The organism is Gilvimarinus agarilyticus, assembly GCF_000832015.1.
Taxonomy (GTDB): domain Bacteria; phylum Pseudomonadota; class Gammaproteobacteria; order Pseudomonadales; family Cellvibrionaceae; genus Gilvimarinus; species Gilvimarinus agarilyticus.
This window is the reverse complement of the sequence record NZ_JXCJ01000001.1, coordinates 1,135,206-1,152,956: the sequence shown is the minus strand read 5'-3', so window position 1 is coordinate 1,152,956 and position 17,751 is coordinate 1,135,206. Positions and strand designations below refer to the sequence as shown.

Genomic DNA, 17,751 nt, shown 5'->3' with positions numbered 1-17,751 from the left:
TATCCTAGCTGCAAGCGGACCGGTAAACTCGGTGCTCAACAGCCAACGGTAACCTTGCTGTTACCTGACCAAATTAATGGCCGAAAACGGAAAAAGGCTGGCGGGAAAACCCACCAGCCTAACGTCTAACCGCATGTGTCAGACGTAGTGCACGCAAGTAAGCTTACTTAAGCTCACCAGTTGCACCGGCTTCTTCCAGCTTAGCCAGAGCAGCTTGAGCGTCTTCTTTAGAAACACCTTCTTTAATAGCTTTAGGCGCTTCTTCAACCATTGCTTTAGCTTCTTTCAAGCCAAGGCCGGTGATTTCACGAACGGCTTTAATGGCGTTAACTTTCTTCTCGCCAGCACCGGTAATGATAACGTCAAACTCGGTTTGCTCTTCAGCAGAACCGCCAGCGTCGCCAGCAGGACCAGCAGCAACAGCAGCCGCTGCAGATACGCCGAACTTTTCTTCCATTGCAGAAACCAGCTCTACAACATCTTTTACTGACATCTCAGCAATCGCTTCGATGATATCTTCTTTAGAAACAGACATGTTCAAATTCCCATCTGTGTTGAGCCATCGGCTCAATTAAACGTTGAGTAAAGCAGCTAAATTAAGCGGCTTCCTGTTCTTTGCTGTCGCCAACGGCCGCCAAAGTGCGAACCAACTTGCCAGCAGAAGCTTCTTTCATCACGCTCATCAGCTTAGCCAAGGCTTCGTCGTAAGTCGGCAGTGATGCCAACATTGCAACGTCAACCAACTCGCCTTCAAAGGCGGCAGACTTAAGCTCAAGATTATCGTCTCCTTTAGCGTGCTCACGTAAAATACGCGCGCCAGCACCTGGGTGCTCGCTAGAAAACGCAATCAGGGTAGGACCAACGAAGCTCTCAATTAAGCACTCGTAATCGGTACCTTCAACAGCGCGACGGGCCAATGTGTTACGAACGACTTTCAACCAAACGCCGTTCTCACGAGCCTCTTTACGCAGGGCAGTCATTTTGTCTACAGTTACGCCGCGTGAATCGGCAACAACCGCTGACAGAGCGCCCTTCGCAGCTTCCTGGACTTCAGCGACAATCGCTTTCTTACCTTCAAGTCCTAATGCCACGGGATTTCTCCTGGGTTTGACAGTGATAAACTGTCGTTTTCTTAACTACCGCAAGATAAACATCATCTTGCAGCCATGAATCGGTGAATTCATTCGGCTCAGCCGAAGAGGGTCCACCGTCTGCGTAGGCTAATATTAAGACATCCCTAACTGCGAGCTATCACCTACGGTCTTTGACGGCCTGCGCAAGCGCAGACCCCAAAGTTCGTTCTGGCTTTATACAGCCAGTGAAGAAACGTCGATCGCCAAGCCTGGACCCATGGTCGTGCTCAGAGCGATCTTCTTCAAATAAACACCTTTAGCCGTTGCTGGCTTGGCCTTTTTCAGGTCATTCAGCAGCGCTTCAAGGTTTTCTTGAATCGCCTGGGCTTCAAAAGTCAGTTTGCCGATGCCGCCGTGGATGATACCGCCCTTATCGGCACGGTAACGCACCTGACCGGCTTTAGCATTTTTAACCGCGGTAGCAACATCTGGGGTTACGGTGCCAGTTTTAGGGTTTGGCATCAGGCCACGTGGACCTAAGATTTGACCCAACTGACCAACAACACGCATGGCATCCGGAGACGCAATAACCACGTCAAAATCCATCTTGCCCGCTTTAACGTCGGCCGCCAGCTCATCCATACCTACCAGATCAGCACCGGCTTCTTTTGCCGCATCGGCGTTTGCGCCCTGCGCAAAAACAGCAACGCGTACATCTTTACCAGTACCGTTAGGCAAAGTAGTGGCGCCACGTACAGACTGATCCGATTTACGTGGGTCAATGCCCAGGTTTACCGCAACGTCGATAGTTTCAGAGAACTTAACGCTAGAAATTTCTTTCAGCAGGCTCACGGCATCCGCTACGCTGTACAGCTTATTGCGGTCAATTTTTTCAGCGATAGCGCGCTGGCGCTTAGATAATTTAGCCATGTTACACACCCTCCACATCAAGACCCATTGAACGGGCAGAGCCGGCAATGATACGCACTGCGGCGTCCATATCGGCCGCGGTCAGGTCAGGCTCTTTAGTAGTTGCGATCTCTTCTAACTGAGCGCGGGTTACCTTGCCGACCTTTTTGGTGTTAGGGTTACTAGAACCAGATTTGATGCCAGCGGCTTTCTTCAATAGGTAAGAAGCCGGCGGAGTCTTCATGCTGAAGGTAAAGCTGCGATCGCTGTACACGCTGATCACAACAGGAACTGGTGCACCAGCTTCCATACCTTGAGTCTGCGCGTTAAACGCTTTACAGAACTCCATGATGTTCACACCGTGTTGACCCAACGCTGGACCAACTGGCGGACTTGGATTTGCTTTACCTGCACCAACTTGTAATTTGATGTAGGCTGTTACTTTCTTAGCCATATCACTCTCCAAAAATGGGTGGTTAACGCCTCAAGGCAATTTGCATCACCCGTCACTGGCTCCCCGATTACCCGAGCAGATTTACTACTCAAGGACGCAAAAACCCCCCTCTGCCATAAGCAAAGGAAGGGCAATAAAAATCTTACTGTCAGAGCAGATCAAGCCTTCTCGACTTGACCAAACTCCAGCTCTACAGGAGTAGAACGACCGAAAATAAGCACCGCCACACGCAGGCGACTCTTCTCGTAATTAACTTCTTCAACAACACCATTAAAGTCATTGAAGGGACCATCAGTCACACGAACCATCTCGCCTGGCTCAAACATGGTCTTAGGCTTAGGCTTCTCAATCGAGTCGTCGACCCGCTGCAGAATAGCCTGAGCTTCTTTATCTGTAATAGGGGCAGGCTGATCAGCCTTGCCACCGATAAAACCCATCACCCGAGGCGTATCTTTCACCAAATGCCAAGAGTCATCATTTAACTCCATCTGCACCAGCACATAGCCTGGGAAAAACTTGCGCTCACTCTTGCGCTTTTGTCCGCCGCGCATTTCCACCACTTCTTCAGTGGGGACCAACACATCGCCAAACAACTCTTCCATCTGGTGGCGCTCAATCCGCTCACGCAGAGAGGCAGCTACCTTTTTTTCATAACCAGAATAGGCGTGTACTACGTACCAACGCTTCGCCATGAATCACCTACCCTATTATTTTGGCTGCAATGAAACCGAACAGAGTGTCCAGCCCCCAAAGAATCAACGCCATTATAACGACCACCACAACCACCAATAGAGTTGTTTGGTTTGTCTCTTGCGGCGTAGGCCACACAACTTTGCGCACCTCAACCACAGACTCTTGAAGTAGACGCCACAGCGCGCTGCCTTTGGCAGTTTGCAAAGCAACCAACAATGCAACGGCCCCAAGCACCAACAGCGCCAGAACCCGATACAACAACGGCTGCGCAGAGTACATGGAGTTACCCACTACACCTACCGCCACGACAGCAATCACCAACAGCCACTTTACGACATCAAGGCGATACTCTTTTGGCTCGGCTTTTGTACTCATTCTGCTCACAACCCAATCAAACAAACGACAAAAATGGCAGGCCAGGAGGGACTCGAACCCCCAACTTTCGGTTTTGGAGACCGACGCTCTACCAATTGAACTACTGGCCTAGAAACAATTAAAGGCGGGCAAAGCCCGCCTTTAACACCGAGTTATTACTCGATGATTTTGGCAACCACGCCGGCACCAACGGTACGGCCACCTTCGCGAATCGCAAAGCGCAGACCGTCTTCCATGGCTACTGGGTGAATCAGGGTAACACTCATCTGAATGTTATCGCCTGGCATTACCATTTCAACGCCTTCTGGCAGCTCACAAGCGCCCGTTACGTCGGTAGTACGGAAGTAGAACTGTGGACGGTAGCCTTTAAAGAAAGGCGTGTGACGGCCACCTTCGTCTTTCGACAAAACGTACACTTCGGCTTCGAACTTGGCGTGTGGGTTTACTGAGCCAGGCTTGGCCAGCACTTGACCACGCTCAATCTCGTCACGCTTGGTACCACGCAGCAGAACACCAACGTTCTCACCAGCACGGCCTTCGTCCAGCATTTTGCGGAACATTTCAACACCGGTACAAGTGGTCTTGGTGGTGTCTTTGATGCCCACGATTTCCAGCTCGTCGCCCACGTTTACGATACCGCGCTCAACACGACCGGTAACAACGGTACCACGACCTGAGATCGAGAATACGTCTTCTACTGGCATCAGGAACGGCTGATCGATAGCACGTTCTGGCTCTGGGATGTATTCGTCCAGAGTTTCTACCAGTTTCTTAACAGCGGTAGTACCCAGCTCGTTGTCGTCTTCACCGTTCAGAGCCATCAGGGCAGAACCTGGGATGATCGGAGTGTCGTCGCCTGGGAAGTCGTAGTCAGACAGCAGCTCACGCAGCTCCATCTCTACCAGCTCCAGCATTTCGTCGTACTCTTCAGTACCAACGCCGCCGCAATCTTCCGCCAGCAGGTCTGCTTTGTTCAGGAATACCACAATGAAAGGTACACCAACCTGACGAGACAGCAGAATGTGCTCACGGGTTTGTGGCATTGGACCGTCGGTCGCGCCACACACCAGGATAGCGCCGTCCATCTGCGCCGCACCGGTAATCATGTTTTTAACGTAGTCGGCGTGACCGGGGCAATCCACGTGCGCGTAGTGGCGATTCGGTGAATCGTACTCAACGTGTGAGGTGGCGATGGTGATACCGCGCTCACGCTCTTCCGGTGCGTTATCAATACCGTCAAAGGCAACGGCTGCGCCGCCCCAAACTTCTGCACACACGCGGGTCAGAGCCGCTGTCAGAGTGGTTTTGCCGTGGTCAACGTGACCGATGGTACCCACATTGACGTGGGGTTTATTACGTTCGAACTTTTCCTTCGCCATTGCGAGCGCCTCCTCAACTAGCCATCAAACAAGCCGTTTACTTACACACAAAAACAGCCGCGAAAGCACTTCTTCCGCAGCCAGAAAATGGAGCTCTTGAGCAGATTTGAACTGCCGACCTCACCCTTACCAAGGGTGTGCTCTACCAACTGAGCTACAAGAGCTTTAAAACCACAGCAACTGGAGCGGGCAGCGGGAATCGAACCCGCATATTCAGCTTGGAAGGCTGACGTTCTACCACTGAACTATGCCCGCTGAGTTCTTGCTCCGCAAAGCATCTCCAGCAAACCGGAGAGCCTTCAGCCGCAGCGGATTTTAGCCGCTACCGCTAAGCGGTAATAAAATGGTGCAGGGGGGTGGATTCGAACCACCGAAGCTTGCGCGTCAGATTTACAGTCTGATCCCTTTGGCCACTCGGGAACCCCTGCGAAAAACAAGCCGGCATTGTCCGGCTCTGGCCTATCACTGTCAACCGGTTTTCCTAAGAAATTCACCTGCTTACAGCAACAACATCAGAGAAAATGGAGCTGGCGAGAGGAGTCGAACCCCCGACCGGCTGATTACAAGTCAGCTGCTCTACCAACTGAGCTACGCCAGCACTTTCTCTAAGCACGTCTCAACGTGGAGGCGGGATTCTAGAGAAACTTTTACTCAGGTGCAACACCCTGACAGTATTTTTGTTGTTTCTCGATGCCATTTTCTGCCTCCAGCAACTCAGACCACGCATTCTCGCTTACTTTTTGACCTTGCCCGGCCGCCAGCACCACCCATATTTCTTTATGAGTGCGGGCCACTTCCCGCATTTCGGCGGCGTAGCCTAACTCCTTCATCTCGCTCAGCTTCGCCTCACCCAGAGCCTTGCGCGAAAACATACCAAACGATATACCGTTGGCCAGCTCCCCACGGGGAATCAGGTAGCTATCGATCTGCTGTGCCTGCACCTCATGCAAACGCCTTAGGGCCTCTTTTCGGCTGGGCTCCGGCGGCAGGTGCACCCAGTAGCCTACCCCCTCGGGCACCTCGATCTCACGCACTTCAGCCCCTACATCCAGCGCAGCCAGATTCTCCTGCAGGTATTCAGCCTGCAGCAACGCTGAAAATGGCCCCACCATGTCACACAGACCATCTACCGCCACCCCAGCAGGCATTGACGACGCCTCGCGCCGGCCTGACGCGAGCGGCTTGCGGGCCTCGGCCCGCTCCACCTCAGACAGCAACTGCAGCCTCTCACCCGCGACCTCTGAGTAGCGCCCAGGGGCAGCGTCAGCCGCCCCTGGGCGCCACACCGTCACCTGTAAAATAAACACCGCCACATTGATGCCGAGCAGTGCAAATAAAAGTATCCTCATAGCCGTCTCATAGCCCTATCCTTAAACACAACTTTCTCCCCAGTCGCCACCGCACATTATTATTGCGCCAGAAAATAACGCTCCAACCCCGCGAACAAAAGCTCAGGCACAACCTCACCCTCACCCAACACCCTTTGCCAGTGCGGGCCATCACCACCGGTAAAGAGTATCGTCGGCTCTGAGCCCGCCTTTCTTAGCGAGTCACAACCGGCGACAATCACACCCCGCCCCATGGCCGTCAGCCCCGCCTCGATTGCCTCCGCACTACTCCTGCCAGGCAAAGCCGTATCACAGGAAGCGGAGTCGACAGCTAAGGCATGAGACTTGAGCGCCAACGACTGCCGCATAAGAGCGAGGCCCGGCGCAATATAGCCCCCCAGATGGCGCCCATCACTCGCCAGCAGATCGACCGTGAGCGCCGTACCTGCGTCCACCACTAACACCGCCTCAGCAACACGCTGTCGCGCGCCCAACAACGCCAGCCAGCGATCAACCCCCAAGGTGTGCGGCTCCTGATAACCACTAACCACATCTCCAAGGCAAAACTGAGCTGAGGCAAACTCCGGCGCCGGCAACCCCGCCGCGCCAAGCGCCTCAATTAGGCGTTCGGACTCCGCAACAACCACCGAACTCACCCAGACTCGCACGATATTTTTTTCTGCCAGCCAGGGATAATCACCGTGGGCGCTAACACCCCTGTCAAGAGTACGGCACTGATCACGCAAGCGCCATTTAATCCGGGTATTGCCGATGTCAATCTGCAAAATCATGACTCAGACCTCAAAGACACTTCACCCCCGTACACCAGCTGCTCACCAGCATCGGTGGCGAGCTTCAAGGCCCCACTGACATCCACACCCACAAGCACACCCTGTATTTGCTGACTTGCTGTGGTGAGACGGACGGGTTTATTTAGGTGGGCCGCCCGTGCCATCCAGCGTTCGCGCCAACGAGCAAAACCATACTCCGGATATTCACTGAGCAAATCACAAAGATTGCTCAGCACACGCGCGCACAATACATTTCGGGAAATCGGAGCCAGCCCTTGCGCGCGCGCCAACGAGGCAACGTCAACCCAAGGCTGATCAATATCTAACGCCTGCGCGGCGGCCATATCGACATTAATTCCCACCCCTATAACCAGATGGCAGGCGCCGGCAGGATCACCGCTCATTTCCAGTAAAATGCCGGCAAGCTTTTTACCGTCGGCCAACACATCGTTAGGCCACTTAAGGCTCACTCCGACAACACCTAACGACTCCAACGCCTCGGCGATGCAGACACCGACCGCCAAGCTTAACCCCTCCAACTCTGCTGCACCGCCATCAAAACGCCACAACATCGAAAAGTACAGATTGCGTGCAAAAGGGCTTACCCAAGCCCGGCCCCGGCGGCCTCGCCCCGCACTTTGCTGTTCGGCAATGCAGACAACCCCCGATGGTAGCTGCTCGGCACGACTCATCAGCCGCGTATTGGTGGAATCCACCAACGGTAACACCTCCAACGATAGGAGCGCCGCGTTCGCGCTCATACACGCCGCAATTTTAGACTCGGACAGCAACTCCAGGCCGCCTGGCAAGCAGTAACCCCGCCCCCGGCTAGAATCCAGCTCGATTCCGAGCTCGGATAATTTTTGCAGATGCTTCCACACCGCCGCCCGACTAACCCCAAGCAGCTCGCCCAGCTCACTGCCGGAGTGGTACTCGCCGTCGGCCAATACCGCCAGTAAACTTTGAAGTTGATCTTGCTGCACGAGCCTACTCCCCCTGATAAATTCGGCGATAACGGCCCGAGCGCACGCAGGTCAGCACCTCGTACCCCAGCGCCTGATTACGCCGGGTGAGCGCATCGACCGACAAGTCGCCCTCGCCCAACACATCAATATTCAGTGTTTGTCGCCCATCAATCTCATGGAGATCGGTCACCGCAGTTACATCAAAAACCGTGCTGTCCATAGAAATACGCCCCACTACCGGCACTTTGACACCCAGGCAATAACCGTAACCCTCGCGCCCCAAAATGCGGTGTAAACCATCGGCGTAACCTCCCGCCACCACAGCCAACACCTGCCCAGGCAGGGCTGTATACTCAGCACCATAACCAACCTGCGACGGCTGCGTCAGTGCTCGTAAAGACATGACCGGAAGGGACAGCCGGACTACCGGCAGCATGGGCGACTCGCCGCCAACAACAGGATTAAACCCATACAGAGCAGCGCCCGGTCGCACCAGGTCGGCGTGATAGTCCCGCCCTAGGTAGGTGCCGCAAGAGTTGGCCAGGCTTAATAAAAGATCTGGCTGCAAACGTTTAGCCAGTGTCCCCAACGCAAAAAATGCATCGCGCTGACGACGGTTTTGTGGATTGCTCGCTTCGTCAGCCACCGCTAAGTGACTCATCAGCAGAACGGGAGACAACTCCGCCCAGCGCTCGGCGTCGCCCAATAAGTGCTGCAACTCGGCGACCGCCAACCCCGAGCGGGTCATCCCGGTGTCAAATTTAACCGCTGCCGGCGCGCTGCTGGCATCAAAACCGGCGCCAGCTCGCCAGGCGAGCCAGCGGTTAACAGCCACCAAAGACGATAAAACAGGCACCAACCGATGCCGAACAACATCGGCCTCGGAGCCGCCGGGCACACACCCCAACAGGTAACACTGCGCGTCGGCCCCCACCAGAGAGCGGCCTGCCACGGCCTCGCTGAGAGTGGCAAAAAAGAAGTGTCGGCAACCGGCGCGATACAGCGCAGGTGCAACTTGCTCAACGCCCATGCCGTAGGCATCCGCTTTAACAACGGCCGAGGTAACAGAAGAGTCAGCATACGCCGCTACCGTACGCCAGTTGGCGACGATAGCGGCGAGATTAATGGTAAGTGTTCCGGTATTCTCGTTCATAGGCACGCCGACAAGAGCAAACGCGCATAGTTACAAAACTCTCCGGTAAAATCCAGCGTGGCAGCTCGCGGTAAAGCCAAAGAGCCGCCACACCCTAGCGTTAATACTCAGTCAGCAAACTGATACAGCGTGTAGTAGGCATGTAGTGGGCTAAAAGCTTGCGATGCAAAGAGCCCTGCCGGATTTAGCGCCAGGTGGTAAACGCGAGCGCTCTGCTGCGGATGAACAGTAGTCTGCTCGGTGTTGGCCAGCGTTACGTTAATCGATAACCCGTCATCCGCCAGTGTCACGGCAAAGGACTCATCGCGCATGTCCAGCTCCGCAGAGCCGTAATCTGGCGCATCGCGATACAACCATGAATTAACCGATAACGCCCGCGACACCGCATCGGCATCAGCTGTGCTCAATGCATGCGTGAAACGCACAACAAAACCATCGCTACTGGCACTCACATTGTAAATAGCCAGAGGGGTTGTCTGGCCATCCCAACGTATCCGTTGCAGCGCCGCCACATGGCCACCTTTAGCCTGCCAGCCGCGGCCGGTTTGCCCCACCAATAAGCTGCTGTCGGGCAAAAACAGCCCCCTCATAACACCCGACTCCAGGCCGGACATAAAGGGGATAACCACCCCTTGGCGCTGCCCATCGACATCCTCGGTCACCACCCGCAACAGGTTTGACTGGGTTTGATCGCCCACCAACATCTGCCCGGCAAAAGGACCAAACTTGCCCTGGGTGGTATCCCACACCGGGTTGCCCGGCGCATTGGCCACTATATTATGCGGGAACAACACGGCGGCTCGCTCGCGCGAGTCGGCCACCTGATCCCACTGAATATCCGGCGAATCGGGCTTCTTACCTGGCAGGTCAACCAAGCCGCTGGGGTGACCATAGAATTTACCTTTTTCGAGCACAAACAGCTTGGATGTACCGACGAACTCACCTTGGTTTTCTGTATACCAAAGCTGGCCCTCGGGCCCAGTTGCCAGGCCGGCCGGACTGCGTAAACCGCTGGCGTACAAACTGTATTCGCCCTCAGGCGTTACGCGGATATTCCAGCCACTGTAACCACCCTGAGAGCCCATATACAAACCGTCGGCCTTAAAAACGGCTTCATCGGTATGGGCGAGGTTTAGGCTGACATGGTAAGCACCATCGTCCGCGCGCTCGGGGCCATGCATATAGGTGTGGTAATTACCGTGATAGCCGTGGGCGTCAAACAGTGTTTCAAACTTATCCCCCATTCCGTCACCGTCGGTATCGGTAATACGGGTCAACTCGGCCTTTTGCCCAACCACCAGCTGTAAACCGTGCTCGTCCTCAACCTGGACTCCCAGGCTATCGAACAAACCCTCGGCAAAGAGGTGCCACTGACCATCTTTGATCCGCCAGATACCCGCGGTGCGCGTAGCTACGACAATAGTGCCGTCATCGGCCAAAGCCAAGCCCAGAGCTTCAAACAGCTGGTCGCGACCATAGTTATCCTGCGGCGGCAGGTAATTTTCAATGGTGTAACCGGCCGGCAAATCCGCCACAGCCTCGATCCGAGTCAAAGGTTGTTGGCGATAATTAAAAGCGCTGGGCTTAGGGCTCCAGGCATTGCCCGCCAACGCTAATGTGGCCGAGAGTTCCGCGCTGGCATCGCCTTTAGGCAACACCCACACCCCGTCGACCAACTGCCCTGCCGACACCTGCACACCACTTAAAGCATCAACACCCACCACAAAGCGCTGCTCGGCGGGGCGCTCGCCAGCCACGGAGACAGTAACAGCTCCCGATTCGGCAATTTCAGTGGTAACCGCCAGCGTATTCTTACCCACCCGATAGCGGAAAACCGGGGCGGCGGTCTTATCTTTTGAAGGGCGCTCGTACCCCAAAAACTGTGCGTTTTGTTGCGCTATCAGCTCAGCCTGATCTTTGTCGCTCCACAGGGCTTTTTTAACCGCCGCCATATCGCGAAATACAGATTCTTTAAAGGAGAAGTCAATTGGCTCGCCGCGGGTATTGAGCGGTGCAAACAACACCCCGGCATCCCCCAGATCAATCTCACGGGTTTCAAAACCCGTCTTCAGCCCATCGCCCCCGCGGTTGGTCAGCTCACCAGTCATATCCAAAAAGCCGCCCTGCCAAACCTTGGCGACACCTAAAATACGCGGGTCAAAACTGTAGTTAACCGCGTTGGGCTGCCCGACGTGAATACTGCGCGCCGACAAACCCTCCATCGGGCCACGCTGTAAACGCACGCTATCGGTTACCAAAAATTGTAGGTCGTCCTGCAGCGGATCGTATTTTTCCGGGCCGGAGGACTCTACCAACTTAACCACCGGGCCCTGCTCCCACGGGGTGTTTAACGTTTGCAAATAATAGCCAATGGCATCCAGTTGTTTGTCCGGCAGAGTTTGCTTCATGTAGGGAGGCATAATGGGCATATATGATTCGCCCTGTTTGTCACCACCTTCGTGAATAGCCAGCTCGGCCGCCGGGCTTCTGACACTGCGCTCGAGGTAGCTAAAGTCGGCCTTTACCGTGAAGTGGTGGTTTTCCGCCGTCTCAATAATCTGCCGGTCACGGGGCGTCTTTTTAAATAAACCAAAAAGGTTGGGGCCGGTTTTCATGCTGGAGTCACCGGCCGCCACTGCGTGACACTCTTTGCAGCCCAGGGAATGAAAAGCTTTTTTTCCGACCGCGACAAAATCCACCAGCTCGGTCTCATTACTGGGGCCGCCGCTTTCATCAGGTAAAGCTACTTTGGCAAAATCGGCGGGGTGAACACTCAGCGAACGCACCGCCAGTTGCCCGGCGCGCACCCGCAGCATGGTCGGCCCGCTAGTGGTTTCCCACATATTAATTGGCTCGGCACTAAACCCCGGTAACACCGTATTTTTTTGCACTAATGTACCGTTCAGACGCGCTTCAAGAATCATGGCGCTGGCCACTTTATTTGAAGCCTCGTCGTAGCGCGGCGCGCGAAACTTAACCTCGAGCGTCTGCCAGTCGCCGACAGGCTTTGCAGCGTCTTCGGCGGGGGCAATCGCGCTCACCTCATCGCCGCGACCGCGCACACCTCCAATACCCACTCCGGCACCTTGGGCCGCAAGCGCCACTTCGTAGCGCCCCTGCAAGTAAATCCCGGCATTAGTGCCCGACGCGGCCAAAAACTCAATGGTTAATACACTGTCGCCCAGGTGAACATTGGACTCAACCCTATCGCCGGCACTCAGTAATAATTGGTCGCCGTCACCGGCCCGCCGCAATTTGCCAGCGCTAAACTCAACACTTGATCGCTCCAGCGACTCGCTAGCTTGCAAATAGGGAAAGAAATCTACGGGAGCGCTATCAGCCGCAAAAGCAGGGTTAACACTCAGCACAAACATAGCGCCGAGCAGTTTCTTATTAAATTTCATGAATTGGGCTCTCTAATTATAATGTCTACTGGCCAGCCTCATAGCTCGCGCACCCAGATATTGCGAAACTCCGATGGGTTGCCATGATCTTGCAGCCGCAAAGGGGCGCAGCCGTGCGCCTCGTAAGGCGGATGACCGATCCACCCGGTAGGCCCCTGCACCTCGACATGGTTTTGCACCAGTACACCATTGTGCAATACCGTAATATAAGCCGGAGCTTCCAGCTCACCATCACTCGCAAAGCGCGGCGCCTTATAGATGATGTCGTAAACATTCCACTCACCCAGAGGCTTGGTCGCGTTCACAAGGGGGATATGCTGCTTATAAACCGAAGCCGCCTGGCCATTGGAGTAAGTTTTACCGCCAAAAGAGTCGAGTACCTGCACCTCGTAACGCTCCTGAAAAAACACGCCACTGTTGCCACGCCCCTGCCCCTCTGGCCCCTCCATGTCTTTTTCGGCGGGTGGTTGCCACTCGATGTGTAGCTGGACATCGCAAAACTCTTGCTTAGTGCGAATATCACCAGACTTTGGTTCTGCCACCAACACATCACCGTTAATTTTCCAGGGCGCGGCTGAGCTATCATTTGCCGACTCCCAGGCAGACAGATCAGAGCCATCAAACAAAACGGTGGCATCAGAGGGAATCCCAGCCTCATTAACGGAGACTTTTGCGGGTACTGGCTCCCAAACTTCGGTTTCCTGTGCTTGCTGCCAAGGTTCTTTTTCTGCGGCATACAGCGGCAGGCTGGTAGCGGCGGTTACGGCTGAAACAGCCAGGACAACTAACTGAGTTATCTTCATCGGTCTCTCACTTATTAGTATCAATATGGGCTTAGCTAAAAATATAGTCGGTGACGTAGCGACACTGTGATTTTCACATACGGAAAGAAATGTCACAAATGAAATATAGATAGCTACTATAACAACATAAAGTCCATTTAACCTTAACCGAGGATAAAGAATAATTAAGAAAGGTACTCCTCCTTCTTGTTCACGCCCCGGCTCCCGCGGAGGTCGGAGGTCGGAGCTCAAAAATGATACCAGTGGAGTGGCCCCTTAAAAGTAGACACTGCTTTATGACCATAGGTCAGACCCACAGCACTCGCTCCTTATTTACAGGGATGTAATGTACCCGGGCTTTGCAGGAGCAAAACCTGTGCGGAACAGAGGTTGTCACAGAATAACTGGGTCGAAGGCGCCGCGAAGACCTGAAGCGGCTGGAGCTGTTATTTTACACCGCGCAGCCGCCCGTAGGGTGAAGCATAGGGTGTGCTGAGTGACATGGCACTTCGTGCGAGGTAGGGGCAGTAATTCAGCGTATTCAAAATAAAAAAGGCCCATCCTATTCAGGATGGGCCTTTTTTATTTTGAAGCTTGACGATGACCTACTTGACGTGAATGGATTCACTAATGCCGCAGGCGCATGGATGCGCAGGAACGCCGGCCCCGTGTGAGAGTAGTGCATCGTCAAGCCCCACCTAACGTGGATAAAACCCAGACAAGAAAAACGCCCTGCAGGATAACCTACAGGGCGTTTAGATTAGAAGCTTGACGATGACCTACAGTGGGTTACGAGCGGTGCTCGTAATCGCTTCGCGACGCTAGGGCGCCCTAGCACTCGTTCCTACGGAACACAGGCTTTTAGTAGGCCCCATGAGCGCAGCGAGTGCTTTGGGTCCACATGGCACTTCGTGCGAGGTAGGGAAAGTAATTCAGCGTATTCAAAATAAAAAAGGCCCATCCTATTCAGGATGGGCCTTATTTATTTAGAAGCTTGACGATGACCTACTTGACGTGAATGGATTCACTAATGCCGCAGGCGCATGGATGCGCAGGAACGCCGGCCCCGTGTGAGAGTAGTGCATCGTCAAGCCYCACCTAACGTGGATAAAACCCAGACAAGAAAAACGCCCTGCAGGATAACCTACAGGGCGTTTAGATTAGAAGCTTGACGATGACCTACTCTCACATGGGGAAACCCCACACTACCATCGGCGCTGAATCGTTTCACTACTGAGTTCGGAATGGGATCAGGTGGTTCCAATTCGCTATGGTCGTCAAGCAAACAGGCTTGGTGTGTTTTCGGTCTTATCGGCGTTTGCCGGGCCTACTCACGCAACCAAATAGGGTGATGAATTAAGTTGTTACTTACTCTATAAATTGCTGAGGACAGTCTGTGTATGTCTCACTCGAGTCCGTCGATTGATCATGTTACGTTTTCTCTCGTAACCCATCAGTCGTTTCTGTTATATGGTCAAGCCTCACGGGCAATTAGTACTGGTTAGCTCAACGCCTCACAACGCTTCCACACCCAGCCTATCAACGTGGTAGTCTTCCACGGCCCTTTAGGGGATTCAAGATCCCAGGGAAAGCTTATCTTGAAGGAGGCTTCCCGCTTAGATGCTTTCAGCGGTTATCCCGTCCGAACATAGCTACCGGGCAATGCCATTGGCATGACAACCCGAACACCAGAGGTTCGTTCACTCCGGTCCTCTCGTACTAGGAGCAACTCTTCTCAACTTTCCAACGCCCACGGCAGATAGGGACCGAACTGTCTCACGACGTTCTAAACCCAGCTCGCGTACCACTTTAAATGGCGAACAGCCATACCCTTGGGACCGGCTTCAGCCCCAGGATGTGATGAGCCGACATCGAGGTGCCAAACACCGCCGTCGATGTGAACTCTTGGGCGGTATCAGCCTGTTATCCCCGGAGTACCTTTTATCCGTTGAGCGACGACCCTTCCATACAGAATCGCCGGATCACTATGACCTACTTTCGTACCTGCTCGACGTGTCAGTCTCGCAGTTAAGCTGGCTTGTGCCATTACACTAACCTCCTGATTTCCGACCAGGATTAGCCAACCTTCGTGCTCCTCCGTTACTCTTTGGGAGGAGACCGCCCCAGTCAAACTACCCACCATACACTGTCCGCGATCCCGATAAGGGACCTGCGTTAGAACCCCAAACATACCAGGGTGGTATTTCAAGGTTGGCTCCACCACAACTAGCGTCATGGTTTCAAAGCCTCCCACCTATCCTACACAAATAGGTTCAGAGTTCAGTGTAAAGCTATAGTAAAGGTTCACGGGGTCTTTCCGTCTAGCCGCGGGAACACTGCATCTTAACAGCGATTTCAATTTCACTGAGTCTTGGGTGGAGACAGCGTGGCCATCGTTACGCCATTCGTGCAGGTCGGAACTTACCCGACAAGGAATTTCGCTACCTTAGGACCGTTATAGTTACGGCCGCCGTTTACCGGGGCTTCGATCAAGAGCTTCGCCGAAGCTAACCCCATCAATTAACCTTCCGGCACCGGGCAGGCGTCATACCGTATACGTCCACTTACGTGTTTGCACAGTACTATGTTTTTAATAAACAGTCGCAGCCACCTGATCACTTCGACCGACTTCAGCTTAGGGAGCAAGTCCCATCACCAAGGCCGGCGTACCTTCTCCCGAAGTTACGGTACCATTTTGCCTAGTTCCTTCACCCAAGTTCTCTCAAGCGCCTTGGTATTCTCTACCTGATCACCTGTGTCGGTTTACAGTACGGTTCGTTACTACCTGAAGCTTAGAAGCTTTTCCTGGAAGCATGGCATCAACCACTTCGTCTCAATAATGAGACTCGTCATCAGTTCTCAGCCTTAAGAGTCCGGATTTACCTAAACTCTCAGCCTACTACCTTAAACACGGACAACCAACGCCGTGCTGGCCTAGCCTACTCCGTCCCTCCATCGCAGTAATAACAAGTACAGGAATGTTAACCTGTTTCCCATCGACTACGCATTTCTGCCTCGCCTTAGGGGCCGACTAACCCTATTCCGATTAACGTTGAATAGGAAACCTTGATCTTCCGGCGTGGGAGTTTTTCACTCCCATTATCGTTACTCATGTCAGCATTCGCACTTCTGATACCTCCAGCATGCTTCTCAACACACCTTCAACGGCTTACAGAACGCTCCCCTACCATGCTCGAAAGCATCCGCAGCTTCGGTTGCTAGTTTTAGCCCCGTTACATCTTCCGCGCAGGCCGACTCGACTAGTGAGCTATTACGCTTTCTTTAAAGGGTGGCTGCTTCTAAGCCAACCTCCTAGCTGTCTGAGCCTTCCCACATCGTTTCCCACTTAACTAACATTTGGGACCTTAGCTGGCGGTCTGGGTTGTTGCCCTCTTGACAACGGACGTTAGCACCCGCTGTCTGTCTGCCATGATTGCACTCCACGGTATTCGGAGTTTGCATGGGGTTGGTAAGTCGGGATGACCCCCTAGCCCAAACAGTGCTCTACCCCCGTGGGTGAGACATGACGCACTACCTAAATAGTTTTCGGGGAGAACCAGCTATCTCCCGGCTTGATTAGCCTTTCACTCCGATCCACAGGTCATCTCCTAACTTTTCAACGTTAGTGAGTTCGGTCCTCCAGTCAGTGTTACCTAACCTTCAACCTGCCCATGGATAGATCGCCGGGTTTCGGGTCTATTGCCAGCAACTGAGCGCCCTATTAAGACTCGGTTTCCCTACGGCTCCCCTAAACGGTTAACCTTGCTACTGACAATAAGTCGCTGACCCATTATACAAAAGGTACGCAGTCACAGAACAAGTCTGCTCCTACTGCTTGTACGCACACGGTTTCAGGTTCTATTTCACTCCCCTCACAGGGGTTCTTTTCGCCTTTCCCTCACGGTACTGGTTCACTATCGGTCAGCTGGGAGTATTTAGCCTTGGAGGATGGTCCCCCCATATTCAGTCAAGATAACACGTGTCCCGACCTACTCGATTTCACAACAAATGACTTTTCGTGTACGGGGCTATCACCCTGTATCGCGGCACTTTCCAGAGCCTTCCACTAAGACATAAGTTGCTTAAGGGCTAATCCGCGTTCGCTCGCCGCTACTAACGGAATCTCGGTTGATTTCTTTTCCTAAGGGTACTTAGATGTTTCAGTTCCCCTCGTTCGCCTCGTACACCTATGTATTCAGTGCACGATACCTAACTTATGCTAGGTGGGTTTCCCCATTCGGACATGTACGGATCAAAGCATGTTTGCCGGCTCCCCGTACCTTTTCGCAGGCTCCTACGTCCTTCATCGCCTCCAGCTGCCAAGGCATCCACCGTGTGCGCTTAGTCGCTTGACCATATAACACAAGCGACTGATTTGTTACGACATGATAAATTCGCCGGACTTTTGTGTAGAGATACACAAGTCGTCCTTTAATCAGCAATTT

At 53.7% G+C, this 17,751-nt stretch carries 13 protein-coding genes, 5 tRNA genes and 2 rRNA genes; all 20 read right to left on the bottom strand.

Annotated elements, in window-relative coordinates:
- Positions 1-163: 163 nt before the first annotated feature.
- The 20 genes from rplL to SD69_RS04935 all read right to left on the bottom strand — a co-directional run bounded on the left by rplL (position 164) and on the right by SD69_RS04935 (position 17,661).
- Positions 164-535 carry a 50S ribosomal protein L7/L12 gene (gene rplL / locus SD69_RS05030; protein ID WP_041522340.1) on the bottom strand — a complete coding sequence of 124 codons (372 nt, stop codon included), beginning with the start codon at positions 533-535 and terminating at the stop codon, positions 164-166.
- A gap of 61 nt (positions 536-596) precedes the next feature.
- Complete coding sequence (gene rplJ / locus SD69_RS05025) at positions 597-1,091, bottom strand: 50S ribosomal protein L10 (protein ID WP_041522339.1); 495 nt, start codon at positions 1,089-1,091, stop codon at positions 597-599.
- 216 nt (positions 1,092-1,307) lie between these two features.
- Positions 1,308-2,003: a 50S ribosomal protein L1 gene (rplA, locus tag SD69_RS05020; RefSeq protein ID WP_041522338.1), complete on the bottom strand. Its 696-nt coding sequence runs from the start codon at positions 2,001-2,003 to the stop codon at positions 1,308-1,310.
- Between the two features lies 1 nt (position 2,004).
- Positions 2,005-2,436 carry a 50S ribosomal protein L11 gene (rplK, locus tag SD69_RS05015; RefSeq protein WP_041522337.1) on the bottom strand — a complete coding sequence of 144 codons (432 nt, stop codon included), beginning with the start codon at positions 2,434-2,436 and terminating at the stop codon, positions 2,005-2,007.
- Positions 2,437-2,594: 158 nt separating this feature from the next.
- On the bottom strand, positions 2,595-3,128 hold the full coding sequence (nusG, locus tag SD69_RS05010; protein WP_041522336.1) for a transcription termination/antitermination protein NusG: 534 nt from the start codon (positions 3,126-3,128) through the stop codon (positions 2,595-2,597).
- Positions 3,129-3,135: 7 nt separating this feature from the next.
- A complete protein-coding gene (gene secE / locus SD69_RS05005) occupies positions 3,136-3,504 on the bottom strand; it encodes a preprotein translocase subunit SecE (RefSeq protein WP_041524456.1) in 369 nt (122 codons plus the stop codon).
- 34 nt (positions 3,505-3,538) lie between these two features.
- A tRNA-Trp gene (locus SD69_RS05000) sits at positions 3,539-3,614 on the bottom strand.
- Positions 3,615-3,659: 45 nt separating this feature from the next.
- A complete protein-coding gene (gene tuf, locus SD69_RS04995) occupies positions 3,660-4,883 on the bottom strand; it encodes an elongation factor Tu (protein ID WP_041522335.1) in 1,224 nt (407 codons plus the stop codon).
- Positions 4,884-4,971: 88 nt separating this feature from the next.
- A tRNA-Thr gene (locus SD69_RS04990) sits at positions 4,972-5,047 on the bottom strand.
- Between the two features lie 17 nt (positions 5,048-5,064).
- Positions 5,065-5,138: transfer RNA gene (locus SD69_RS04985), tRNA-Gly, on the bottom strand.
- Positions 5,139-5,227: 89 nt separating this feature from the next.
- Positions 5,228-5,311 (bottom strand) — tRNA-Tyr (locus tag SD69_RS04980).
- Between the two features lie 94 nt (positions 5,312-5,405).
- Positions 5,406-5,481 (bottom strand) — tRNA-Thr (locus tag SD69_RS04975).
- A 49-nt stretch (positions 5,482-5,530) separates the two neighbouring features.
- Positions 5,531-6,232: an SPOR domain-containing protein gene (locus SD69_RS04970; protein WP_052480903.1), complete on the bottom strand. Its 702-nt coding sequence runs from the start codon at positions 6,230-6,232 to the stop codon at positions 5,531-5,533.
- Between the two features lie 59 nt (positions 6,233-6,291).
- Positions 6,292-7,002 carry a type III pantothenate kinase gene (locus SD69_RS04965; protein WP_052480902.1) on the bottom strand — a complete coding sequence of 237 codons (711 nt, stop codon included), beginning with the start codon at positions 7,000-7,002 and terminating at the stop codon, positions 6,292-6,294.
- The gene (birA, locus tag SD69_RS04960; protein WP_041522334.1) at positions 6,999-7,985 is read right to left on the bottom strand and encodes a bifunctional biotin--[acetyl-CoA-carboxylase] ligase/biotin operon repressor BirA; all 987 of its coding nucleotides are present in this window, start codon (positions 7,983-7,985) and stop codon (positions 6,999-7,001) included. Before birA ends, SD69_RS04965 begins: the two co-directional genes overlap by 4 nt.
- A gap of 4 nt (positions 7,986-7,989) precedes the next feature.
- Positions 7,990-9,120 (bottom strand): alanine racemase, encoded by a 1,131-nt coding sequence (gene alr / locus SD69_RS04955; protein ID WP_041522333.1) that lies wholly within the window; start codon positions 9,118-9,120, stop codon positions 7,990-7,992.
- Between the two features lie 107 nt (positions 9,121-9,227).
- Complete coding sequence (locus SD69_RS04950; RefSeq protein ID WP_041522332.1) at positions 9,228-12,524, bottom strand: family 16 glycoside hydrolase; 3,297 nt, start codon at positions 12,522-12,524, stop codon at positions 9,228-9,230.
- Between the two features lie 38 nt (positions 12,525-12,562).
- Positions 12,563-13,327, bottom strand: coding sequence for a 3-keto-disaccharide hydrolase (locus tag SD69_RS04945; RefSeq protein ID WP_041522331.1), 765 nt, complete (start codon positions 13,325-13,327; stop codon positions 12,563-12,565).
- A gap of 1,145 nt (positions 13,328-14,472) precedes the next feature.
- A 5S ribosomal RNA gene (gene rrf, locus SD69_RS04940) occupies positions 14,473-14,588 on the bottom strand.
- 188 nt (positions 14,589-14,776) lie between these two features.
- A 23S ribosomal RNA gene (locus SD69_RS04935) occupies positions 14,777-17,661 on the bottom strand.
- Positions 17,662-17,751: the final 90 nt, after the last annotated feature.